Here is a 23,305-nt window from a genome sequence, read left to right as displayed (position 1 = left end):
ATGAACCTGTTTGTTTTGTTGCTGGTGGTCGTCGCGGCCGGTGCGGTGTTGAGTGTGCAGGCGGCCATCAATGGGCACCTGGGCCAGACGGTCGGTGTGTTGCGCAGCAGCCTGCTGACGTTCACGGTAGGCACGGTGACTACCGGATTGCTGATCGTATTCTTCGAACCTGCCCACGCGGTCTCCCTGCTGGAGGTGCCGAAATGGCAACTCAGCGGTGCATTGTTCGGGGTCGTCTACATGATCGTTATGGTAGGTGCCGTGCCCAGGGTTGGCACGGCGGTGGCGACAGTGGCGGTGATTGTCGGCCAACTGGGCATGGGCATGCTGATCGACAACTTCGGCTGGCTGGGCAACCCGGCCATCGAATTGTCCGGTAGCCGGATCCTGGCCATGGCCTGCCTGGCATTGGCGCTGGTGTTCATGTATCGCAGCAATGCCCGTCAGGCCTGAACGGCTCAGTCGGGCTCCACGTTCAGTTGCAGGCTGCCATCGGCCAGGCGTTCAGTGCTGCGGACAATGCCGCTCAGGCGCCGGCCCTCGGCGCTGAACACCACGATCTCGGCCTTGTCCAGGTCGTCCGGCATCGGCGGTTGAACGTGCAGCGCGAACCACACCGGTTTGTCCTCGTCGAGGCGCTGGACGTCGTATTGGCAGTCGATACTTTTGGTCTGGCGGCCGAACAGGGTGTCGAGACCGTAGTCCAGGTGAGTGCTGTCGGCGGCGGAGGGGGTGAGAGGCATCGGCGGTCTCCTCGGGGCGCGCGGTTGATGTTCAAATGATCCCGCCCGGAATGGAAAATTCCATTGGATGATCCGTTGAGAACAGCCCAACCTCCGTCGCTCAACGGTTCCCTGTGGCGAGGGGATTTATCCCCGTTGAGCGCGAAGCGGTCCTGAACCCCGGTTATCCGGCGGGCCAGACTTGGGGCCGCTTCGCGACCCAGCGGGGATAAATCCCCTCGCCACAAAGGATCCAGGTCCTGAGGGATCAGAGGCCTGGCACCCCGTTTTTCCAGGCCGACCAGTTCTTCACAATGTCCTGCACCAGTGGGTTACCGGTGCGGAACAGGTTTTCCAACGCAGGGACGAACGCGCCCTGGTCGGCGTACTTGAGCAGGTTGTCCACTTCGCTGCCGCCAGGCTCGGGACGGTCGAAGTCGGATCCGGCCCGCAGAACCGCCAGCCGGTTGATGTCCACCCGGCCTTCGCGACTGGCCCGTAGCAAGGCTTCGTAGGTGGAGTTGTCTTCCTGTTGGGTCGTGCAATACACGCCTTTGTTGTCCGTGAGCAGGCGCGTCCAGACTTCGGCGCGTTCGCTCAGGCGCGTACCGGAAAACCAGGTGTTGCCCGCCACCGTGTCGCAGCGGGTCACCGCTGGCGGCTGGTTGGCCGGTGCGTAGGGGTATTTCAGGCGCCAGGCCGCCGATTCCTTGCTTTCGGCCAGGGCCACGTTCTGGCTGAGGGCGAACGCTTTGGCCTGCAGGGCCGGGTTGAGTTCGAAGACTTCGGTCTTGTAGTCCAACGGTGGTTTTTCGTTCGGCCCCTTGGTATTGATGCCCAGGTAGCCGGTGGGCCAGTCCTTGGGCGCGTCCCGTGAGTCCAGCTCCCATTGAGTACCGAACTCCACCAGGTAATGGGCCCAGGCGGCTGTGCCGAGGGAGCCATGGTGCGGGTTGATGCCGGCGATCCCGGCTACCAGGAAATAGCTCTTGCGCAGGTCGACGGTCGGCGAGAGCGCCAGGGCCAGGGTCGAAGCTGCCGCATTGGTCTGGCCCATGCCGGTGATCAGCAGGCAGACCCGCTGGGTGTTGCAGTGGATGGCCGGGTACTGGGCGGACAGTCCCGGCACGCGGATTTCATCCTTGAGCGCCAGGCGTTCGATCCAATTCTGCGCCTCGGGGGCGAACATCGTGATCAGCATGACCTTGGGCTGATACGGCGGTGCGGCCCCGGCGGCTGAGCAGAAGAGGGCCGTACCGGCCAGGCCGATTGAAGCAAGCAGGCGTTTGTTCATGTGTGCGTTACCTCCATGGATGCTAAGTGTGTTTCGACAGGTCAGAACTGGTAGCCGACGCCGGCGTAGTATCCCCAGCCATCGGAGCGGGCGCGAAAGTCGCCGTCGCCAAAATTGAGCTCGCTGCCGTCCTGCCAGTTGCCGCCGTTGTGGAAGTAACGGCCCACCAGGGTGAAGCGCAGGTGCGTGAATGAATACAGCAAGACGTTGGTGGCGACCGTGGCGTTGGCGGTGCGGGCCGGGTTGTCCTTGTGCAGGTCTGAACCGAAGTCGAAGTTGGTAAAGCCGATGTACGTCAGCGAGGCGCCATTGCCGAACTGGCTGATGGGCACGATGTACTTCAGTTGGGCGCGGTAACCGTCCCAGGAATACTCGTTGCTGGCGCCGTAGTTTTCCCATTGATAGCGCCCATAGAAATTGGCCGACAAGTTGACCCTCGAGTGAGTGTCGATGTCGGTGCCCAGGCCGCTGTACAAGGTGTTGGCGCGGTTGGCGCTGTTGCTGCCGTGATCGTAGATCCAGTCGAACGCCACATACCATTCCTTGAACGGCCCGATGGCCAGGCTGCGGCCGGCCAGGTAGTCGATGGAAATCCGCGGTTCATGTTCCATGAACACTGGCGAACCGTGGTCCCAGGCACCTTTGTCGTGGCTGTTGCCAATGTTGAAAATCTTCGGGATATCGACATAGCCATACAGTTCGAAAGGCCCCTTGCGTCCGAAGTATTCGTATTCCAGGTAGACATCGTCGACCGGCTGCGGACCAAAACTGATGTCTTTGCTGCCGATGAGCGTCAGGTCCTGGTTGTACCAGTCCGACAGGTAGGCGCCTTTTTTCGTGGGGGTGGCTTCGGGGCTGAGGGCTTCGCCTTGGGCGGACGCCTCGCTCGTTTGGGCCTGAGTCGGGGAGCTGAGTAATCCGGTAACGGCACTCAGTAGCAAGGCAGCTGCGAATACGCCGGGCACGGCGCCACATCGGGAAGGGAAGAGCATTGGAAAGTCCTTGTCCGTGCGAGCCGAAACCCGCGTTCCATGAAGGTTGAAAGAGCCATCGATCCGTTGCGGCCGACAACTTGCGCAAACGTTTGCACATCCCATACCAGATTTTGTCAGAGCCTTGAGAAACTGGGTGTTAGGGCATTTTTCCTGTCTTTTTGATCAGGTTGCGTGCACCGGAGGGCACCTCGACGCTCGAATCGGCACCAAGGCATGGCAAGGTACATTGGGGTACCCATCGCGATGCAGCGCTGAGCCACCGCTGTTGCTGTAGAATCAGCCACCTTGACTTACGAGAGGTATGCCCATGAGCGAGCCGATTCGCCTGACCCAGTACAGCCACGGCGCCGGTTGCGGCTGCAAGATTTCGCCACAAGTGCTGGAGGTGATCCTGGCCGGCAGCGGCGCGCAGAACCTTGACCCCAAGCTGTGGGTCGGCAATGCCTCCCGGGACGATGCCGCGGTGTATGCCATCGACGAGGAGCGCGGGGTGGTCTCGACCACCGATTTCTTCATGCCGATTGTCGACGATCCGTTCGACTTCGGCCGCATCGCCGCCACCAATGCCATCAGCGACATCTATGCCATGGGCGGTGATCCGCTGATGGCCATTGCGATTCTCGGCTGGCCAGTCAACGTGCTGGCCCCGGAGATCGCCCGCGAGGTGATTCGCGGCGGTCGTTCGGTGTGTGACGAGGCGGGCATTCCCCTGGCCGGCGGGCATTCGATTGACGCACCTGAGCCGATTTTCGGCCTGGCGGTCACGGGCCTGGTGCAAAAGCGCCACATGAAACGCAACGACACCGCCACCGCCGGTTGCCGCTTGTACCTGACCAAGCCCCTGGGCATCGGCATCCTCACCACCGCGGAAAAGAAAGGCAAGTTGCGCGCCGCCGACGTTGGCCTGGCTCGCGACTGGATGTGCACCCTCAACAAACCCGGCAGCCGCTTCGGCAAGCTCGACGGTGTCACGGCGATGACCGACGTCACCGGTTTCGGCCTGCTCGGGCACCTGGTGGAAATGGCCGATGGTAGCCAGGTGACGGCGCGGATTCGCTACGACGCGGTGCCGCGCCTGCCGGGTGTCGAGTACTACCTCGACCTGGGCTGTGTACCGGGCGGTACGTTGCGCAACTACGACAGCTACGCCAGCAAGCTCGGTCGCGTCCAGGAACTGCACAAACGCGTGTTGTGCGACCCTCAGACCAGCGGCGGCCTGTTGATCGCCGTCACCCCCGAGGGTGAGGGCGAGTTTCTGCGGGTTGCCGTTGAACTCGGCCTGGCGCTGGAGCCAATTGGCGAGTTGGTTGAGCGACAGACCTACGCGGTCGAGGTGTCTTGATGACCCAGGACATCACCGATTACCGCGATATCTTCCTCAACGACCGGCCGATGATGGACACTCGCGCGCCGGTCGAATTTCTCAAGGGCGCATTCCCCGGCGTGGTCAATTTGCCGTTGATGACCGACCTCGAACGGGAACGCGTCGGTACCTGCTACAAACAGCAGGGGCAGCAAGCCGCCATTGTCCTGGGCCATCAGTTGGTGTCCGGTGAAATCAAGGCGCAACGCATCCAGGCCTGGGCCGAGTTCGCCCAAAGCCATCCTGACGGTGTGTTGTATTGCTTTCGCGGTGGCTTGCGTTCGCAGATCGTCCAGCAGTGGCTCAAGGACGAAGCGGGGATCGAATACCCCAGGGTCGGTGGCGGCTACAAGGCCATGCGTACCTTCCTGCTCGGCACCGTCGAGCAGGCGGTCACCGAATGTGACCTGGTGCTGTTGGGCGGCATGACCGGCACCGGCAAGACCGAAGTGCTGACTCAGTTGGGCAATAGCCTGGACCTGGAGGGCTATGCCAATCATCGCGGCTCGAGCTTTGGCAAGCGCGCCACCGGGCAGCCTTCCAACATCGATTTCGAGAACCGTCTGGCGGTGGACGTGCTGAAAAAACGTGCCGCCGGTATCGAACAATTCGTGCTGGAAGATGAAAGCCGCATGGTCGGCAGCTGCGCCTTGCCGCTCCCCTTGTTCCAGCGCATGCAGCAGGTTCCGATGGTCTGGCTTGAGGATAGCCTGGAGCGGCGGGTCGAGCGGATCCTGCGCGACTACGTTATCAACCTGTGCGCCGAATTCATTGCCGTACATGGCGACGAAGGCTTCTCGCTGTTTTCCGAGCGATTGCTGGCGAGCCTGAACAACATTCACAAGCGCCTGGGCGGCGACCGCCATCGGCGTTTGATGGAAATCATGGAGGCTGCCCTGGCCGAGCAGGCCAATAGCGGCGCCGTCGACTTGCATCGCGGTTGGATCGAAGGTTTGCTGCGCGAGTATTACGACCCGATGTACGTGTTCCAGCGGGAGAAGAAAGGCTTGCGGATCGAGTTCTCGGGAGAGCAGGCGGCGGTGTTGGAGTACCTGCGCGAGCGAGCGCTGCGGGGCGGGTAATACCGGAACAAAATGTGGGAGCGAGCTTGCTCGCGATAGCGACGGATCAGCCAACGCTTATGTTGACTGACGCACTGCTATCGCGAGCAAGCTCGCTCCCACAAAGGAAGAAGCACTCAGTGGTTACGTCGGACAGGTTTCCTTGCCGTTGTCCAAGCCTTGCTTGTAGCTCCGGCTGCTGAGGCTGGCCTTGCCGTTATGCCAGGTCAGGGTCAGCACGAACAGCGAATCGAAGTCGCTGGATGCCCAGTCATCGGTAATGGTCTGCTTCTCGCCCACTGCTTCTTCGGCGACCTTGTTGATCAGCTCCGGCAAATAGCCGTGGGACCAGGCGGTATAGACGGTGGCGTTGTGGTACTTGTCGTGAAGCAACTCATCAGCCAGGTCGCTGGTGTCGTTGGCCGAATAATTGATATTCACCGGCAGCCCAAGCTTGATGGCACTGGGGCTGATGGTCATCAGCGGACGAATATAGCTATAGGAATTGTCCAGCTCACCCTCTTCGACGTTGCGGGTAGGGTTGGCCGCGAACACGTAGTCAGCCTTGCCGAATTTTTCCGGCAGCAGGGTGGCCAAATCGATGGCGCGGTTGAGGCCCTGGCAATTGAGCTGGCCCAGGCCGCCGGCGGGTTTCTCGGCATGCCGCAGGAACACCAGGGTCTGGGTGCCATCGGCGGGTTGGGCGCGGCTGACGCTGGATTCCAGCGACAACACCAGGCCACAGACCACAAGCAGCGTTGGCAGCAACAGCCACGAACGGTGTTTCAAGCGTTTGGCGAAATTCAGTGGGTTCATCATCGAGTAAATATTCTTCAGCACTCTTGATTCAGGCTGACAAACCTTGGCACCGCGAGGCTGTTGGCCGCGGGTGTGTTCCCTGTCGTGATGCCGCTTCGATTCTTCGGGGGCACTGCTCAGAGTCCCTTGAAGCCCTTTGGTTCGATCTCGGCTGATCCGCTGCACTGTAAAGCCTCTTCCTTGGAGGCAGGTCGAATGTTAACGACAGGATGTTGCGGAATTAAGAACGATCGGTGTGAATGCCATGACGTGCTCGTGATGCTGTCCCCTCCATCTTGGATTATTCTCAGGCCTTTGTTTAATCTGCGAGGCCGCTACCATGCCCGACCTGACTCCATTCCCCATCACCCAAAAATGGCCCGCTCAATACCCTGAGTGGCTCCAGCTCTATTCCCTGCCAACCCCCAACGGCGTGAAAGTCTCGATCATGCTCGAAGAGATCGGCCTGCCCTATGAACCGCACAAAGTGGACTTTGACAGCAACGACCAGCTGTCTCCCGAGTTCCTTTCCCTGAACCCCAACAACAAGATCCCGGCGATTCTCGACCCTCATGGGCCAGGGGATAAGCCGTTGGCGTTGTTCGAGTCGGGGGCGATCCTGATTTATCTGGCGGACAAAAGTGGCCAGTTGCTGGCCCAGGAGTCGGCGGCGCGCTATGAGACGATTCAGTGGTTGATGTTCCAGATGGGCGGTATCGGGCCGATGTTCGGGCAGTTGGGGTTCTTCAACAAGTTCGCCGGCAAGGACTACGAGGACAAACGGCCTCGCGATCGTTATGTCGAGGAAAGCAGACGCTTGCTCAAGGTGCTCGACGGTCGTCTCGAAGGCCGGGATTGGATCATGGGCGAGCGCTACACCATCGCCGATATCGCCACGTTTCCCTGGGTGCGCAACTTGATCGGTTTTTATGAGGCCGGTGATTTGGTGGGTATCCAGAACTTTCCCAATGTGACACGGGTGTTGGAGCGTTTCCTGGCGCGACCGGCTGTGGCGCGCGGGCTGAAGATCCCGGAATGAATGAGCCGATGAGCAGTCGATTCGAGTTCAAGCAACTGGATGTGTTCAGCTCCGTACCGCTCAAGGGCAATCCATTGGCGGTGGTGCTCGGCGCCGACGGGGTCAGTGACGAGCGCATGGGGGCCTTTGCCAACTGGACCAATCTCAGCGAAACCACGTTCCTGCTGGAGCCACGGCATCCGGAGGCCGATTACCGGGTGCGAATTTTCACCACATCGAGCGAGTTGCCGTTTGCCGGTCATCCGACGTTGGGCAGTTGTCACGCCTGGCTGGAAGCTGGCGGTGTGCCGAAAGGGCAGGAGATCGTGCAGGAATGTGGCGTCGGCCTGGTCAGGATCCGCCGTAGCGATTACGGATTGGCGTTCCTGGCGCCACCCTTGCTCAAGTCCGGTCCGCTGGAAGCCGACCTGCTGGAGCGGGTGCGCCAGGGGCTCGGGCTGGCGGCCGAGGCGATTGTCGAGGCGCAATGGGTGGATAACGGCGCCGGTTGGCTGGCTTTGATGCTCAAGGATCGCCAGCAGGTGTTGACGCTCAAGCCCGATTATCATCAATTGCTGGACTTGGCCGTGGGCGTGATTGCACCGTGGGATCTGGCGGTGGATGGCGATGAGGCGCAATTTGAAGTGCGCGGTTTTATTGCCGGTGACGGTATGCCGGAGGATCCAGCCACCGGCAGTCTCAACGCCGGGCTCGCGCAATGGATGCTGGGCAAGGGTTTGGCGCCGACGTCCTATGTGGTCAGCCAGGGACTGACGATGGGCCGGGCCGGGCGCATTCATGTCGAGCAGGTGGGGGATGACGTCTGGATTGGCGGCGCAGTGGTGACTTGCATCAATGGCTCGCTGACCTTGTGAGGCGATTATTGCCTGGCTGGTAACACTCTGTTCGCCAGCCGGCGTTTGTGCCCTGGCCGACCAGGGCATAAGCTTTGCCCCCTGTGATCGAGTACCCATTTGCCCCAGGAGTCCCATGTCCAGCCAGTTCCCCGAAGCGCGTCCACGCCGTCTACGTCGCAATGCGAGCCTGCGCAGCCTGTTCCAGGAAACCGAGTTCACCTTGAACGACCTGGTGTTGCCGATTTTCGTCGAAGAAGAGATCGATGATTTCGTGCCGATCAAGAGCATGCCGGGCGTGGTGCGCATTCCTGAAGCGAAACTGGCCAGCGAGATCGAGCGCTATGCCCGTGCCGGTATCAAGTCAGTCATGACCTTTGGTGTGTCCCATCACCTGGACAGCGACGGCAGCGACACCTGGAACGAGCGCGGCCTGGTCTCGCGCATGGCTGGGATCTGCAAGGACGCGGTGCCGGAAATGATTGTGATGTCCGACACGTGCTTCTGTGAGTACACCGATCATGGTCATTGCGGCGTACTCCACGGGCATGAAGTGGACAACGACCGGACCTTGCTCAACCTGGGCAAGCAAGCCGTGGCGGCGGCCCGTGCCGGTGCCGATGTGATCGCGCCGTCTGCGGCCATGGACGGACAGGTCCAGGCCATTCGCAGGGCCCTGGACGAAGCGGGCTTCAGCCAGACGGCCATCATGGCCTATTCCACCAAATTCGCTTCGGCGCTTTATGGTCCGTTTCGCGAGGCCGGCGGCAGCGCCTTGAAAGGCGACCGCAAGAGCTATCAGATGAACCCGATGAATCGTCGCGAAGCACTGCGCGAATCCTTGCTTGATGAGCAGGAAGGCGCCGATGCGCTGATGGTCAAGCCTGCCGGGGCCTACCTCGACATCATCCGCGACATTCGCCAGGCCTCTAACCTGCCGCTGTCGGCCTATCAGGTCAGCGGCGAATACGCGATGATCAAGTTCGCCGCCCAGGCCGGCGCCATCGACGAAGCCCGCGTGGTGCGCGAAAGCCTTGGCGCGATCAAACGGGCGGGTGCGGATCTGATCTTTACCTACTTTGCGATGGATTTGGCGTTGAGCGGGATCTGATCCAGCGTCAGGGACCGCGGTCTGACGCAAAATCCATATCCACCCCCAATCCCCTGTGGGAGCGAGCTTGCTCGCGAAAGCGGTGGGTCAGCTTGCACCGATGTCGAATGTGCCGACGCCATCGCGAGCAAGCTCGCTCCCACATGGATTTCGGGCGTTCACAAAAGTCAATCCATCCCCAATCCCCTGTGGGAGCGAGCTTGCTCGCGAAAGCGGTGGGTCAGCTTGCATTGATGTTGAATGTGCCGACGTCATCGCGAGCAAGCTCGCTCCCACATGGGTTTCTTCCCTGCATCATTTTGTTGCTCTGCGCGACGGAACATAGCCCGTGCCCGTTTTTGATCGTATGGTTGCTCCGGAATAACCAACCTGATGGAGCACCATGCAACTCAATCGATTGATGTTCAGCCTCGCCGCGTTGCTAGCCCTGGCCGGTTGCGGCAGCCGCCAGGCCCAGGAGCCTGAACGCCAGCCTGCCGAGGTCAAGGCGCAGATCGTGCGGTTGTTGCCGGCCAAGACTACGGATCGCGAAGGCTGGGCGACGGACATCTATGTGGCTTTCGCGGCTCAGCAGATCTCCCCCACGACACAGAATATCTGCGCTGTCCTGGCGGTGACCGAACAGGAGTCGACGTTCCAGGCTGATCCGACGGTGTCGGGGCTGGGCAAGATCGCTCGGCAGGAAATCAACCGCCGTGCGGCGAAGGTGCATATTCCAGAGCTATTGGTCAGCGGCGCGCTGCAGGTGCGCTCGCCCAATGGCAAAAGCTACAGCGATCGACTCAACGGGGCGCGTAGCGAGAAGGAACTGAGTGAAATTTTCGATGATTTCATCGACATGGTGCCGCTGGGCAAGACGCTGTTCGGCGGTTTCAACCCGGTGCATACGGGTGGGCCGATGCAGGTCAGTATCGCCTTTGCCCAAGCCAATGCCCGGGATTATCCCTACGCGGTGGACGGCTCGATTCGCCGTGAAGTGTTCAGTCGTCGCGGCGGGATGTATTTCGGTATCGCGCATTTGCTGGGCTATCCGGTGAGCTACACCGAGCCGTTGTATCGTTTCGCCGATTTCAATGCCGGGTGGTACGCCAGTCGCAACGCGGCTTTCCAGCATGCGGTGAGTCGGGCTTCGGGCATTTCCCTGGCGCTCGACGGCGATTTGATTGTGCATGACTCAATCATGCCGGGCAGTACCGAATTGGCGGTGCGCACGCTGGGTAAATCCTTGGGGATGCGCAACCCGACCATTCGCAATCAATTGGAGCAGGGTGATAGCCTGGCGTTTGAAGACAGCAAGCTCTACAAGCGCGTGTTCGAATTGGCTGAACAGGCTGAAGGCAAGCGGTTGCCTAGGGCCGTATTGCCGGGGATCGTGCTCAAGAGTCCGAAAATCACGCGCAAGTTGACCACAGCGTGGTTTGCCAAGCGGGTGGATGAGCGTTATCAGCGGTGCATGGCGAAGGCGTCGGGGCGTTAGCCAGACGTTGGGGGCATGAAAAAGCCCGGCGGATGAGGCCGGGCTTTACTGGGGTGGTTTTGGTTCGGAAGCTGTCTGGAGCGTTGTAGCGACAGAACAACTCATGCGCGGTTTTCGGTCAGACGATCAGAACCACCTTCGGCTACGCGGTTTTCGATCAGACGATCAGAACCACCTTCAGCGACGCGGTTTTCGATCAGACGATCAGAACCACCTTCAGCGACGCGGTTTTCGATCAGACGATCAGAGCCACCTTCGGCTACGCGGTTTTCGATCAGACGATCAGAGCCACCTTCAGCGACGCGGTTTTCGATCAGACGATCAGAGCCACCTTCGGCGACGCGGTTTTCGATCAGACGATCGGAGCCACCTTCAGCGACGCGGTTTTCGATCAGGCGATCAGAGCCACCTTCAGCGACGCGATTTTCGATCAGTCGATCAGAACCACCTTCAGCGACGCGATTTTCGATCAGTCGATCAGAACCACCTTCAGCGACGCGGTTTTCGATCAGACGATCAGAGCCACCTTCGGCGACGCGGTTTTCGATCAGACGATCGGAGCCACCTTCAGCGACGCGGTTTTCGATCAGGCGATCAGAGCCACCTTCAGCGACGCGATTTTCGATCAGTCGATCAGAACCACCTTCAGCGACGCGATTTTCGATCAGTCGATCAGAACCACCTTCAGCGACGCGGTTTTCGATCAGTCGATCGGAGCCGCCTTCAGCGACGCGGTTTTCGATCAGTCGATCGGAGCCACCTTCGGCAACGACTGGTTGGGAGGAGGCGGCGAATACATTGGCTGCCAGTACAGAGAAAGCGAGGCTGAGGATGATTTGGCGTTTCATGATGGTGTGCTCCGGGGATGCAGTGGGTTGGTGTGGGGCCATTGTTGCGCCGGGCAATCATCAAGAGAACTTCATTGGCATGATGGTGAACATCGATGGCAGTGATAGCTCGTCCACTGACCTTCGGTTAGCGTGATATCGGGATGGCGTATCGTCCGCCCAGTGGAACACCGACGGATTTGTGAGCTCTACCGCCAGAATGTCCAGCAGGAGACAAGCTCATGTATCAGTTATTCGGCCACAGGCAGTCCGGTTCTTCGGCGGTGGAGATTGCCCTGGATCTCTGTGGCGTGGCGTACCGCCGGATCGATGCCTATTCGACCGAGGACAGCGCGGCGGCGAAGGAACTGGAGGCGCTGAACCCTCAGAAGTTGGTCCCGACCCTGCAACTGCCGGACGGCTCGGTCCTGACTGAAGCCGCAGCCATTCTGATTCACCTCGGGTTGTCCTTTCCCCAGTCAAAGTTGCTGCCTGAAGACCCTGGGCATCGCGCGCAAGTCATACGGGGCCTGGTCTATATCGTTGCCCATTGCTATACGCCCATCGGCATTATCGATTTTCCGGAACGCTGGCTGGAGGATGCGGACGAAGCGACTCGGCAGCGATTGGTCTCCGGCACCCAGCAACGGCTGTATCGCAACTGGGCGCTGTTTGCCGACCAATTCCCGGCCCGGCCGTTTCTCAATGGCGACGAACCGGGAGCGCTGGACATCCTGGCCGCTGTGATCACCAAGTGGCAAGGAACCCGCGAAGCCATGTCAAGTGCCCGTCCGGAGTTTCATGGGCTGCTGGAGCGTATCGATCGCCATCCGTGCGTTGCGCCGATTCTGTCGCAGCATTGGCCGGAATGAGTCACGGACACGCCTTGCGTGATGCAGCCTGCTCGACGAGGCCGACAAATTGCCGGACATTGTTCTGATGCGCCGTCACCAGGTCGTCGATGCTGCCTCCCGCCGGCGTTTGCAGGCTGCTGCGGCAGGTGAGGGGACGGGCCTCGTTGCCGAAGTTACGCAGGCGCCATTGCACATCCATGCGGGCATAACGGCCAGGGATCGAGTCGAAGCGCTGCACATCCACCCGCAGCGATAGCTTCGGTGCGCCGGGGTTGTTCAGTTGTTCGTCCAGGCTGCTGTGCAGCTCATCCGCCAGGCTGGCGCCCCACCATTCGGTTTCCAGGATCGCCAGCCCGCTGTTGCCTTGGCGAATGACCATCTGGGTGCGATCCACTTGAGGTGGAACACTGACTTGCTCGACCTGGATGTCCACGCTGGCGCGCGTCTGATCGGCCGGTTGGGCCGGGCTCAGGGTGTGATAGTGGATAGGATCGCTGCGGCAGGCGCCGAGCAACAATGCCAAGGCAATCAGTGAGCATTTCAGCATCCGCGGCATAAGGCGTGCTCCTGTGATCATTCTTTCACCGGGAATGTGAGGTTCTGCGCCGGTGCGTCCTTGGGACGGCCGCGAAGCAGTGATTCGGGGTGGCGGCTCAGGTAGTCGGACAGCTCGCGCAACGAGCGCGACATGCGCCCCAGGTCGTCCAGGGTCTGGGTCAGTTGTTCGCGTTGCGGCGAGTCTTCGGCCAGGGTGGAGTTGGCCGATTGCAGGGTCTTGCTCACATCCTGCAGGGTGTTTTGCACACTGGGCAGGGTCTTGCTGTTGAATTGGGCCAAGCCCTTGCGCAGCTCCACCAGGTTGCCGTTCAGGTTGCTGGCCACGCTTTCCAGCGGCAGTTTATTGATCCGCTCGACCATCGCCTGCAGTTGTTCCTGCAATTGCTGGAGGCTGCCGGGAATGGTCGGAATACGGACAGGTCGAGCGGCAGGGTCGAAGGCGACTTTCTCCGCCTTGGGGTAGAAATCCAGCGAAATGTACAACTGCCCGGTCAGCAGGTTGCCACTGCGCGCCTGGGCACGCAGGCCTCGTTCGACGAAGCTGCCGATCAGGCGGGCCCCGGCGGCTTCGTCGTCGGGGTTGTGGTTGAGCGACTTGAGCAGTTTTTCATGGGCCTTGCCCAGGCGCTGAGGGTAGATCACCACACCGACGTTGACCGGAAAACTGCGCTGCTTCTCGTCGAAGTCCAGGTTGATGGCGACGACTTTGCCGATTTCGACGCCCAGGAACTCGACTGGCGCATCGACTCGCAACCCACGCAGTGCCTGATCGAAACGCAAGGCCAGGTACTGCGCCTTGCCATTGGGCGGGGCGAGGGCGCTTTGCTGGTCGGCAAACAGCTCGTACGTCTTGTCTTCGCTGGCGGGGGTGTCGTTGGGGCTGTATTCCGGCGCCCGGAACGCGATGCCTCCCAGCAGCAGTGCCGAGAGTGATTCGGTCTTGACCGCGAAACCGTTGGCACCGACGTTCACGTCCACGCCGCTGACGTTCCAGAACCGGGTGTTTTCGGTGACGTACACGTCATTGGGGGCATTGATGAACACGTCGATGTTGACGCCTTTGCCATCGGCGTCCAGGGCATAGGACACGACCTGGCCCACCGGGATCTTGCGCAGGTACACCGGCGAGCCGATGTCCAGCGAGCCGAGGTCCTGGGAGTGCAGGGTGAAGCGCTTGCCCGGTTCGCCGTAAGTGATGGGTGGCGGGTTCTCCAAGCCCGTGAAGGACTTGGCGCGCACTTTCGACTGGCCGGCGTCGGCCCCAATGAAATCGCCGGACAGCAAGGTGTCGATCCCCGAGATACCGCCGGCCCCGATGCGCGGCCGTACCACCCAGAACACCGAGTCTTCGTGGGTGAAGGTGTCGGCCGTCTTGGCCAGCTTGACCGTCGCGGTGACGTTCTTCTGGTCGTCGCTCAGTTGCACGTCGGTGACCTGGCCGATGACCACGTTGCGATATTTCACCTGGGTCTTGTTGGCGGTCAGGCCCTGGCCGGTCTTGAAGGTGATGGTGATGGTCGGACCTTCCTGCAGCCAGTTGTGGACCACCAGGGACAGCCCCACCAGGACCGCGATGATCGGCACGATCCACACCAGCGACACCGTCCAGCGGCGTGTGGTGACATTGGCGCGACCCGGTGCGGGTTGGCGCCCGTCAGTGGCTTGCGACTTCATCCAGGATCTCCTCGCAGGGTTGGGTGTCCCAGATCAACCGGGGGTCGAAACTCATGGCCGAGAGCATGGTGAACAGCACCACGAGGCCGAAAAACAGGATGCCCGGCCGCGGTTCGATATCGCTCAGTGCCTGGAACTTCACCAGCGCCGCCACCAGGGCCACCACCAGCACGTCGAGCATCGACCAGTAGCCGATGACTTCCACCAGCCGATACAATTTGGCCCGCTGGACCTGGGCCCAGGTGCTGCGTCGTTGCACCGTGACCAGCAACAGGGTCAGCACCACGAACTTGATGCCTGGTACGGCGATACTGGCGATGAAGATGATCAGGGCGATGTCCCAGGCGCCACCTTGCCAGAACTCGATGACGCCGCTGATGATGGTGCTGTCGGCACCTTCGCCAAGCATCTTGGTATTCATGACCGGCAGCAGGTTGGCCGGAATGTAGAACACCAGTGCCGCCAGCATATAGGCCCAGGTGCGGGTAATGGAGTCGGGCTTGCGCCGATGCAGGGCGGCCTCGCAGCGCGGGCAAGTCTCGGGCTGGTCGGTCATGTCGCAGGCCAGGCCGCAGCTGTGGCACAGGCACAGGTTCAGGTCGCTGGCCTGGGGCAGGGTGTCCAGGGGCGTGCCGTTCACAGGCGCTCCCACAGGTCGCGGACATCGCGCCCGGCAATGCGGATCATCAACAGGCTCAAGGCTGCCAGGGCGAACAGGCCGATGCCCGGCAGTACGTCCAGCAGCCCGGCGAGCTTGATCACCGCCACCAGTGCGCCCAGCAGGCACACCTCCAGCATGCTCCACGGCCGCAGGGTTTCCAGGCTGCGCATGCACAGGTTGAACCCTGGCGCCCGCTGGCTGGCGTAGGCATAGGCCAGGACCCAGATCAGCAGCGCCAGTTGCAAGGCCGGGGCGACGATGATCGCCACCGCGGCGACCAGGGCGATGAAGGTAATCGACCCCTGGCTCAGCGCCACGATGGAATCCCATAGCGTGGCGCTGTTGCTCAGGCCCTGGAGTCGGATGCTCATCACCGGATAGACGTTGGCAAATGCCCAAAGCACCGCGGCCGTCACGCTCAAGGCCAGGCGCTGCTCGATGCTCAGGCCGTCGTAACGCTGGATCACCGCGTGGCATTGCACGCACGAGGCTTTCTGATGCGGGACGAGCACCACCGGCTCGTACACCGCATCGCAATGTTCACAAATGATCAGTCGGTCGGTATCGGCCATCGGGGCGCTCGGGCAGGAACAACCCCTTCAATATAGAAGTGCGTTGAGAATGAGCAAACCGCCCGAACGGATCATTCGCCGCGAATGTATTGCTCCAGTTGTCGGATCAGGTCCGCCTGTTCGGCAATGGCTTCCTTGACCAGGTCACCGATGGATAGGAGCCCGACGAGCTTGCCGTCCTCGACCACCGGCAAATGCCGCAAATGCTTTTCGGTCATGATGCTCAGGCAGGTTTCGACATTCTGTTGCGGGTCTACCGTGATCACGGGGGATACCATGATGTCACTCACTTTCGTGCCCACCGACGAGCGGCCGTGCAAGACCATTTTGCGCGCATAGTCGCGCTCACTGATGATCCCCAGCACTTCATCGTTTTTCACCACCAGCAAGGCGCCGACGTTTTTCTCGGCCATGCGCATCAAGGCCTGCAATACCATGTCGTCCGGTGAGATGGTGTGCACTTGCTGGTTTTTCTCATCTTTTAGCCGGAGCAACTGCGCGACGGTTTTCATGGGGGAGCCTCGGGTGTTGTTTTTACGGGTGGTTTAAGAATCGTAGACCCAACGGCGCAGAGCAAGCGGGAAAGCGGCCGCCAGTCATCCAAAAACGTCATTACCGGTGAATTCACCTCAATATTAGGCCACGAGAGGCTGTCAGTTGAGCAGGTGAAGTCCCCCCGCCACAGGTAGAATCCGGACTCACGCAAAATTCGAGGTTACATCGGTGGATTTACAGCAGGGCTTCGTCCTGACCCGGCATTGGCGCGATACCCCGGCCGGCACCGAAGTCGAATTCTGGCTGGCGACCGACGCCGGCCCCCGGCGCGTGCGCCTGCCGGTGCAGCCGTCGGTGGCGTTCGTGCCGCAGGTCCAGCGCGGTCAGGTCGAAGCGCTGTTGCAAGGGGAGAAAGACGTTGAGTTGCGGCCCCTTGACCTGCTGGATTTCGAGCATCGCCCGGTGTTGGGGCTGTATTGCCAGCAGCACGCCCAACTGATGCGCCTGGATACCACCTTGCGCCGTGCCGGTGTGGAGGTGTTCGAGGCTGATATCCGGCCGCCGGAACGCTACCTGATGGAGCGTTTCATCACCGCTCCCGTCTGGTTTGGCGGCACAGCCACTGCTGACGGCCCACTACTCGACGCCCAGATGAAACCGGCGCCCGAGTACCGCCCACCGTTGCGCCTGGTGTCCCTGGACATCGAAACCACCGCCCAGGGCGATTTGTATTCCATTGCCCTGGAAGGCTGCGGTGAGCGCCAGGTCTACATGCTCGGCCCCCCCAATGGCGACGACACCGGCGTGGATTTTCAACTGGAATATTGCGAATCGCGCACCGTGCTGTTGAAAAAGCTCAATGACTGGTTTGCTCGCTTTGACCCCGACGGGATCATCGGCTGGAACCTGGTGCAGTTCGATCTGCGGGTGCTGCATGAACACGCCCGGCGCCTGGCCGTGCCGTTGCGCCTGGGGCGTGGCGGGGAAGAGATGCAATGGCGTGAGCACGGTGCGCGCAACAACCACTTTTTCGCCTCGGCGGCCGGCCGGTTGATCATCGACGGCATCGAGTCCCTGCGTTCGGCGACCTGGAGTTTCCCGTCCTTCAGCCTGGAGAACGTCGCCCAGACGCTGTTGGGGGAGGGTAAGTCCATCGACAACCCGTACCAGCGCATGGACGAGATCAACCGCATGTTCGCCGAGGATAAACCGGCCCTGGCCCGCTACAACCTCAAGGACTGTGAGCTGGTGACGCGGATCTTCGCCAAGACCGAACTGCTCAAGTTCCTCTTGGAACGGGCCAGCGTCACCGGCTTGCCGGCGGACCGCAGCGGTGGTTCGGTGGCGGCGTTCACCCACTTGTACATGCCGCTGATGCACCGCCAGGGTTTCGTGGCGCCGAACCTTGGCCAGCGCCCGCCCGAAGCGAGCCCGGGTGGGTTTGTCATGGACTCCCAGCCAGGGCTCTACGAGTCGGTGCTGGTGCTCGACTACAAGAGCCTGTATCCGTCGATCATCCGCACCTTCCTCATCGACCCCGTGGGCCTGATCGAGGGACTGCGTCACCCGGACGACCGCGAATCGGTGCCAGGCTTTCGCGGCGCACGCTTCTCCCGTACCCGGCATTGTCTGCCGGCCATCGTCGCGCGGGTCGCCGAAGGCCGCGAAACCGCCAAGCGCGAACACAACGCACCGCTGTCCCAGGCGTTGAAAATCATCATGAATGCCTTTTATGGTGTGCTCGGTTCCAGTGGCTGTCGCTTCTTCGATCCACGGCTGGCGTCGTCCATCACCTTGCGCGGCCACCAGATCATGCAGCGCACCCGGCAGTTGATCGAAGCCCAGGGGCATGTGGTGATCTACGGTGATACCGACTCCACGTTCGTCTGGCTGCGCCGCGCCCACGGTCAGGAAGAGGCGGCCAGGATCGGCCAGGAGCTGGTGGCCCACGTCAATCAATGGTGGCGCGAACAGGTGCGTGACGAGTTCGGGCTGGAGAGTGCGCTGGAGTTGCAGTTCGAAACCCATTTCAAACGCTTCCTGATGCCGACCATTCGGGGCGCCGAGGAAGGCAGCAAGAAACGTTACGCCGGGCTGGTGACTCGCGCCGATGGCCGCGATGAAATCGTCTACAAGGGCCTGGAAACCGTGCGCACCGACTGGTCGCCGCTGGCCCGGCAGTTCCAGCAAGAGCTCTACGGGCGAATCTTCCATCGCCAGCCGTATCAGGAATATGTGCGCGATTATGTGCAGCAGACCCTGGCCGGCGCGTTCGATGATCGACTGGTCTACCGCAAGCGCTTGCGCCGGCCCCTGGAGGACTACGAACGCAACGTACCGCCCCACGTCCGGGCCGCGCGGCTGGCCGACGAATTCAACCAGCGCCAGGGCCGGCCACGGCAATATCAGAATGGCGGCTGGATCAGCTACGTCATCACCGTTGCCGGCCCCGAGCCCCTCGAAATCCGTAGTGCGCCGATTGATTACGATCACTACGTGAGCAAACAGCTGCAACCAGTGGCGGATGCGATCCTGCCGTTTGTGAACGATGACTTTTCGACGTTGGTGGGGGGGCAGATGGGGTTGTTCTGAGATTTGCGTGTATTCCTGCAGAACTCTTTGGGCCGGGGATATGGTGGATCTGTGGCGAGGGGATTTATCCCCGTTGGGGCGCGCAGCGGCCCCTGAGATTTCGTGGTACCGATAAAGTTGCGAGTGCTGCGCACTCGAGCGGGGATAAATCCCCTCGCCACAAATCAGTGGGTTCCCGATGGTCCGTATTTAGGCGTCAGACCATCGCCAACCGCTGCTTGCCCTGAGGCTGGGGAAACATCAGGTCAAGGGCCGCCAAATCCTGCGGTTCAAGCTTCAGGTTCGCCGCCTCGGCATTCAGGCGTACGTGCTCAGGCTGTACGGCCTTGGGAATGGCAATGACACTGTCCTGGCGCAACAGCCAGGACAGTGCGATCTGCGCCGGTGTTGCCCGATGGCGTTCGGCGATCTGCCCCAAGGTATGGTCCTTGAGCAGATGCCCACCCTGGCCGACCGGGCAGTAAGCCATGACCGGCATACGCTGTTCCTGACACCAGGGCAGCAGGTCGAATTCGATACCACGCTCTTGCAAGTTGTACAGCACCTGATTGGTGGCGCAGGCCGGCGAGGCCAGTTCTTCAAGGTCGTCGACATCAAAGTTCGACACGCCCCAACGACCGATCTTGCCTTCTTCGCGCAACCGTTCGAAGGCTTCGACGGTTTCTTCCAGCGGGTACTGTCCGCGCCAATGCAGCAGATAAAGGTCGATGTAGTCGGTGTCGAGCCGCCGCAAACTGCGTTCGCAAGCCAGGGGAATGCCTTTGCGGCTGGCGTTGTGGGGATAGACCTTGCTCACCAGGAAAACCTGGTCCCGCAGGCCGGTGATCGCTTCGCCGACGACGGTCTCGGCACCGCCTTCGGCATACATCTCCGCCGTGTCGATCAGGGTCATGCCCAGCTCGATGCCCAACCGCAGGGCCGCGACTTCTTTCTTGTGATGGGACGGTTCCTCACCCATGTGCCAGGTGCCCTGGCCGATTACCGGTACGGACACACCCGCCAATTCCAGCGTCCTCATGCCTACCTCCTGTTTTTTGCTTTGACGTGTGGCAGCAGGATAGACCAAGCGTTCCCACATGGATCGTTCCCATGCTCTGCGCGAGCCCGCAGTATCCGAACTCAACACCAACCCGTGGGAGCGAGCTTGCTCGCGAAGGCGTCGGCCCATCCAGCATCATCACACGCAGACACACCGCTATCGCGAGCAAGCTCGCTCCCACAAGAGCATGGGAACGATTCGGCGGGGAGTTACTTCGCGGAGAACTTCAACACCATGGTCTGGGTGTAGGCCTGGCCTGGATCAAGCCGTGTCGAAGGGAAGTTCGGCTGGTTGGGCGAGTCGGGGTAGTGCTGGGTTTCCAGGGTAAATGCGCCCCAATGCGGATAGACCTTGCCTTGTTTGCCCTTGATCGTGCCGTCGAGGAAGTTGCTGGTGTAGAACTGCACGCCAGGTTCGGTGGTGTAGAGCTGCAGGCGTCGTCCGGACTCCGTGTCATACACCTCGGCGGCCAGTTTTTTCACATCGCCCTTGGCGTCCAGCGCCCAGTTGAAGTCGAAGCCGCCCTGTTTCGGTTCGGCGAACTTGAGTTGTGGGTGATCAGCCTTGATATGGGTGCCGATGGCGGTGGGTTGGGTGAAATCCATCGGTGTGCCGGCCACAGGGGCCAGTTCGCCGGTGGGAATGAGTTTGCCGGTGACCGGCGTGTAGTGGGCTGCGTGCAGGGTCGCGAGTTGCTCGAGTATGTCGCCGTTGCCTGCGCCGGCCAGGTTGAAATAGCTGTGGTTGGTCAGGTTCAGCACCGTGGGTTTGTCGGTGCTGGCCTTGTAGTCGATGCGCAACTCGTTCTGTTCGTTGAGGCTGTAGGTGACGTCGGTCTTCAGCGTACCGGGAAAGCCCATCTCACCATCGGGCGACACGTAGGTCAGGGTGACGCCCACCGAGTCCTTGCCATCATGGGGTTGGGCCTTCCATACACGTTTGTCGAAGCCTTGTGGCCCACCGTGCAGGGAGTTGCCATGGTCGTTCTGCGGCACCTGGTAACGCTTGCCGTCCAGCTCGAACGCGCCGTCGGCCAGGCGATTGCCGAAGCGGCCGATGGTTGCGCCGAAATACACGCTGCCGTTCTTCTGGTAACCCTGTACGTCGTCGAAACCGAGCACGATGTCGGCGGCCTTGCCGTTTTTGTCCGGCACGCTCAACGACTGAAGGATGCCGCCGTAAGTGATGACGGTCGCCTCCATGCCGTGGCTGTTGCGCAGCACGAATTTTTCCACCGGGGTACCGTCATCGGTCTTGCCGAACGCACCGCGTTCATTGGTCAGGCCGGCAGCCTGGGAAGCCGAGGTGGCGATCATCAGAGACACTCCGAGGGCCGTGAGCAGATGTCTGGATTCAAGCATGGTATGACCTTCCTTCTATTGTTTTGTTGTTGTTTTGAACGCGGGTCGAGTCGTTACTGGTCGGACAGCTTTGAAGGCTTTTCTGTTTAGTAGTCTTTCTATTTGAGTGGCAAGAAGGGATTTATAGCCATAAATAGAGATTAATCAATTAAAAAGTAAGACTAATTTGGTGTGAAAAGCGTAGCCCAAGGGTGAGGATTTTTGTCGGGCACTGCACTTTTGCGATTTTTGCCGCTCTATCCATGGCCTGGAAGCGGCGACCCCCATCGCTTCCCCCTATCCAGACCGAGACTCGATGGCCGGTGCTTTTTATTCTGTGATGAGGTTGCGACGTCGCTGTTCAGTGTTGTTGGTCGGTGTGTTGTTGCTGTTCAGCGGCGGCTGCAGCCATCAGCAGGGGCAGGACATGGTCACTCAGTTCAGCAACGCCAGGCCCCAGGAGTTCTTGCAGACCAGCGTCGACCGCATGGCCACGTTGGCGATGCGCGACAACCTGCAAAGTCTTTACCTGTTGATGAGCAAGCTGTACCTGCGCAACCCAGAGGAATTGCGCAAGTCCGGCTTTCTCGACGCTCGCGCCGCCGAAAAACAGGTTCGCCTGGCCATCGAGCAGCAGAAGCCCTTGCCGACCCTGGGTGGCAAGAAGGACCTGGCGGCCCTGAGCTATGCCATGAGTCCGGAGTTCCTCGGTGATCGGGTCGGTGCCTTCATCTATGCCATTGGCAGCATGTTGGTCACGGCCCATGGCAATCGCCTCGAGTTCTACATGACCGACGCCATCGACCCGCGCTTTGTCAACAACGCGGCGCGCAATATCGAAAAAGCCACCTGGCTGCTGAGCCAGCGCCAAACCAAGGATGGCAAGCCGTTGCTGTTTTCCAACGAAATCTCGGAGGAGGGCAGCAACCTGAGTTTCGCCGTGGAGTTCGGGAAAGTCGTCGCGCGACTGGACCTGCTGACCCAGATGCTGGATGAGCGCTATCGGCGCATCGGCCTGAATTACGCCCAGAGCCTGCTGTTCCTTAACTTCCTGCCGGTCCAGTGAGATACGACTGAAAAGGAATAAAGATAGATCACATCGATATAGGGGGTTATAAGAAAAATCGCTATGCTCGCGGCCAGATTTTTCACGCGGTAGCGCTGAGACGGGTTTAATGGATTTCGGTAATGTCGGTTTAGTCGTAGCAGGCTTGGTGGTCGGTTTCATCGTCGGGATGACCGGCGTGGGCGGTGGTTCGCTGATGACTCCCATTCTGTTGTGGTTCGGTATCAACCCTGCCACGGCGGTGGGTACGGACTTGCTGTACGCGGCCATTACCAAATCGGGTGGTGTGCTGGTTCACGCCAGGAACCGCAACATCGACTGGGCCATTACCGGCTGGCTGACCTTGGGCAGCGTGCCGGCGGTCGGATTGACGCTGTGGTTTCTCAGCAGCCTGCACAGCTCGCCCGACGCCATGAACGCGGTGATCAAGCAAGCCCTGGGTTTTGTGCTGTTCGCCACTGCCCTGGCAATCCTGTTCAAGAAACGCCTGCTGCAATTCGCCCATGACCGCGCGGGTGGACACTACAATCCCACCGGCACGCGCCTCAATGTGCTCACGGTCATCACCGGCCTCGTGCTGGGCACCATGGTCGCGTTGACCTCCATCGGTGCCGGGGCCCTGGGTACCGTTGCGCTGTTCATCCTCTATCCATTCCTGGTCACCAAGCGCCTGGTGGGCACCGAAATCGCCCACGCCGTGCCACTGACCCTGGTCGCTGGCCTGGGCCATGCGAGCATGGGCAACATGGACTGGCACATCCTGGGGTTCCTGCTGATCGGTTCGTTGCCGGGCATCTACCTGGGCAGCCATCTGTCAGGACGCATCTCCGACGAACTGCTGCGCCCTTGCCTGGCGGTGATGCTGGCGATGATCGGGTTCAAATTGGCGTTCTAAAACGATCACCCCCGTTCCACTGTGGGAGCGAGCTTGCTC

At 60.8% G+C, this 23,305-nt stretch carries 23 protein-coding genes; 11 read left to right on the top strand and 12 right to left on the bottom strand.

Features of this window, described 5'->3' with window-relative positions; genetic code table 11:
* Nucleotides 1-453 carry a DMT family transporter gene (locus LOY70_RS20190; RefSeq protein ID WP_265029072.1) on the top strand — a complete coding sequence of 151 codons (453 nt, stop codon included), beginning with the start codon at nt 1-3 and terminating at the stop codon, nt 451-453.
* A gap of 5 nt (nt 454-458) precedes the next feature.
* On the opposite strand, the gene LOY70_RS20185 is transcribed toward LOY70_RS20190, so the two are convergent.
* The 3 genes from LOY70_RS20185 to LOY70_RS20175 all read right to left on the bottom strand — a co-directional run bounded on the left by LOY70_RS20185 (nt 459) and on the right by LOY70_RS20175 (nt 3,008).
* Nucleotides 459-743, bottom strand: a complete 285-nt coding sequence (locus tag LOY70_RS20185) for a hypothetical protein (RefSeq protein ID WP_265029071.1) — start codon at nt 741-743, stop codon at nt 459-461.
* A gap of 247 nt (nt 744-990) precedes the next feature.
* A complete protein-coding gene (locus tag LOY70_RS20180) occupies nt 991-2,016 on the bottom strand; it encodes a purine-nucleoside phosphorylase (RefSeq protein WP_265029070.1) in 1,026 nt (341 codons plus the stop codon).
* Between the two features lie 41 nt (nt 2,017-2,057).
* On the bottom strand, nt 2,058-3,008 hold the full coding sequence (locus tag LOY70_RS20175) for a nucleoside-specific channel-forming protein Tsx (protein ID WP_265029069.1): 951 nt from the start codon (nt 3,006-3,008) through the stop codon (nt 2,058-2,060).
* A 310-nt stretch (nt 3,009-3,318) separates the two neighbouring features.
* Between LOY70_RS20175 and selD the strand changes: the two genes are divergently transcribed.
* Nucleotides 3,319-4,353, top strand: a complete 1,035-nt coding sequence (gene selD / locus LOY70_RS20170) for a selenide, water dikinase SelD (protein ID WP_025214629.1) — start codon at nt 3,319-3,321, stop codon at nt 4,351-4,353.
* Nucleotides 4,353-5,456, top strand: coding sequence for a tRNA 2-selenouridine(34) synthase MnmH (mnmH, locus tag LOY70_RS20165; RefSeq protein ID WP_265029068.1), 1,104 nt, complete (start codon nt 4,353-4,355; stop codon nt 5,454-5,456). Before selD ends, mnmH begins: the two co-directional genes overlap by 1 nt.
* Before the next feature lie 123 nt (nt 5,457-5,579).
* Here mnmH and LOY70_RS20160 read toward each other — a convergent pair whose 3' ends face one another.
* On the bottom strand, nt 5,580-6,254 hold the full coding sequence (locus LOY70_RS20160; RefSeq protein WP_265038135.1) for a histidine phosphatase family protein: 675 nt from the start codon (nt 6,252-6,254) through the stop codon (nt 5,580-5,582).
* 319 nt (nt 6,255-6,573) lie between these two features.
* Here LOY70_RS20160 and LOY70_RS20155 point away from each other — a divergent pair, with 319 nt between their 5' ends.
* The 4 genes from LOY70_RS20155 to LOY70_RS20140 all read left to right on the top strand — a co-directional run bounded on the left by LOY70_RS20155 (nt 6,574) and on the right by LOY70_RS20140 (nt 10,693).
* Nucleotides 6,574-7,272, top strand: a complete 699-nt coding sequence (locus LOY70_RS20155; protein WP_265029067.1) for a glutathione binding-like protein — start codon at nt 6,574-6,576, stop codon at nt 7,270-7,272.
* An 8-nt stretch (nt 7,273-7,280) separates the two neighbouring features.
* Nucleotides 7,281-8,126: a PhzF family phenazine biosynthesis protein gene (locus tag LOY70_RS20150; RefSeq protein ID WP_265029066.1), complete on the top strand. Its 846-nt coding sequence runs from the start codon at nt 7,281-7,283 to the stop codon at nt 8,124-8,126.
* A gap of 115 nt (nt 8,127-8,241) precedes the next feature.
* Nucleotides 8,242-9,216 (top strand): porphobilinogen synthase, encoded by a 975-nt coding sequence (gene hemB, locus LOY70_RS20145; protein WP_025214624.1) that lies wholly within the window; start codon nt 8,242-8,244, stop codon nt 9,214-9,216.
* 382 nt (nt 9,217-9,598) lie between these two features.
* Nucleotides 9,599-10,693 carry a DUF1615 domain-containing protein gene (locus tag LOY70_RS20140; RefSeq protein WP_265029065.1) on the top strand — a complete coding sequence of 365 codons (1,095 nt, stop codon included), beginning with the start codon at nt 9,599-9,601 and terminating at the stop codon, nt 10,691-10,693.
* 101 nt (nt 10,694-10,794) lie between these two features.
* Here the strand turns inward: LOY70_RS20140 and LOY70_RS20135 are convergent, their stop codons facing one another.
* A complete protein-coding gene (locus LOY70_RS20135) occupies nt 10,795-11,541 on the bottom strand; it encodes a phage infection protein (protein WP_265029064.1) in 747 nt (248 codons plus the stop codon).
* A 221-nt stretch (nt 11,542-11,762) separates the two neighbouring features.
* Here LOY70_RS20135 and LOY70_RS20130 point away from each other — a divergent pair, with 221 nt between their 5' ends.
* Nucleotides 11,763-12,392 (top strand): glutathione S-transferase family protein, encoded by a 630-nt coding sequence (locus LOY70_RS20130; RefSeq protein WP_265029063.1) that lies wholly within the window; start codon nt 11,763-11,765, stop codon nt 12,390-12,392.
* Between the two features lies 1 nt (nt 12,393).
* Here the strand turns inward: LOY70_RS20130 and LOY70_RS20125 are convergent, their stop codons facing one another.
* The 5 genes from LOY70_RS20125 to LOY70_RS20105 form a co-directional block, all read right to left on the bottom strand.
* A complete protein-coding gene (locus LOY70_RS20125; protein WP_265029062.1) occupies nt 12,394-12,930 on the bottom strand; it encodes a membrane integrity-associated transporter subunit PqiC in 537 nt (178 codons plus the stop codon).
* A 17-nt stretch (nt 12,931-12,947) separates the two neighbouring features.
* The gene (locus LOY70_RS20120; protein ID WP_265029061.1) at nt 12,948-14,606 is read right to left on the bottom strand and encodes an intermembrane transport protein PqiB; all 1,659 of its coding nucleotides are present in this window, start codon (nt 14,604-14,606) and stop codon (nt 12,948-12,950) included.
* Entirely contained in the window at nt 14,587-15,246 is a 660-nt protein-coding gene (locus tag LOY70_RS20115) for a paraquat-inducible protein A (protein ID WP_413776610.1), read from the bottom strand. The genes LOY70_RS20120 and LOY70_RS20115 overlap by 20 nt, the downstream gene beginning before the upstream one ends.
* Entirely contained in the window at nt 15,243-15,839 is a 597-nt protein-coding gene (locus LOY70_RS20110; RefSeq protein ID WP_265029060.1) for a paraquat-inducible protein A, read from the bottom strand. Before LOY70_RS20110 ends, LOY70_RS20115 begins: the two co-directional genes overlap by 4 nt.
* Before the next feature lie 71 nt (nt 15,840-15,910).
* On the bottom strand, nt 15,911-16,351 hold the full coding sequence (locus LOY70_RS20105; protein ID WP_123343109.1) for a CBS domain-containing protein: 441 nt from the start codon (nt 16,349-16,351) through the stop codon (nt 15,911-15,913).
* A gap of 211 nt (nt 16,352-16,562) precedes the next feature.
* Between LOY70_RS20105 and LOY70_RS20100 the strand changes: the two genes are divergently transcribed.
* Nucleotides 16,563-18,926, top strand: a complete 2,364-nt coding sequence (locus LOY70_RS20100; RefSeq protein ID WP_265029059.1) for a DNA polymerase II — start codon at nt 16,563-16,565, stop codon at nt 18,924-18,926.
* A 196-nt stretch (nt 18,927-19,122) separates the two neighbouring features.
* On the opposite strand, the gene LOY70_RS20095 is transcribed toward LOY70_RS20100, so the two are convergent.
* A complete protein-coding gene (locus LOY70_RS20095) occupies nt 19,123-19,944 on the bottom strand; it encodes an aldo/keto reductase (protein ID WP_265029058.1) in 822 nt (273 codons plus the stop codon).
* Nucleotides 19,945-20,174: 230 nt separating this feature from the next.
* Nucleotides 20,175-21,326 (bottom strand): aldose epimerase family protein, encoded by a 1,152-nt coding sequence (locus LOY70_RS20090; protein WP_265029057.1) that lies wholly within the window; start codon nt 21,324-21,326, stop codon nt 20,175-20,177.
* A 319-nt stretch (nt 21,327-21,645) separates the two neighbouring features.
* Here LOY70_RS20090 and LOY70_RS20085 point away from each other — a divergent pair, with 319 nt between their 5' ends.
* Together LOY70_RS20085 and LOY70_RS20080 are read left to right on the top strand one after the other, a co-directional pair.
* Nucleotides 21,646-22,371 (top strand): hypothetical protein, encoded by a 726-nt coding sequence (locus LOY70_RS20085; protein ID WP_259696019.1) that lies wholly within the window; start codon nt 21,646-21,648, stop codon nt 22,369-22,371.
* 109 nt (nt 22,372-22,480) lie between these two features.
* Entirely contained in the window at nt 22,481-23,266 is a 786-nt protein-coding gene (locus LOY70_RS20080; protein WP_025214611.1) for a sulfite exporter TauE/SafE family protein, read from the top strand.
* Nucleotides 23,267-23,305: the final 39 nt, after the last annotated feature.

It is taken from the genome of Pseudomonas sp. B21-054, from assembly GCF_026016345.1.
GTDB lineage: Bacteria > Pseudomonadota > Gammaproteobacteria > Pseudomonadales > Pseudomonadaceae > Aquipseudomonas.
This window is presented reverse-complemented; position numbering and strand designations above follow the sequence as displayed.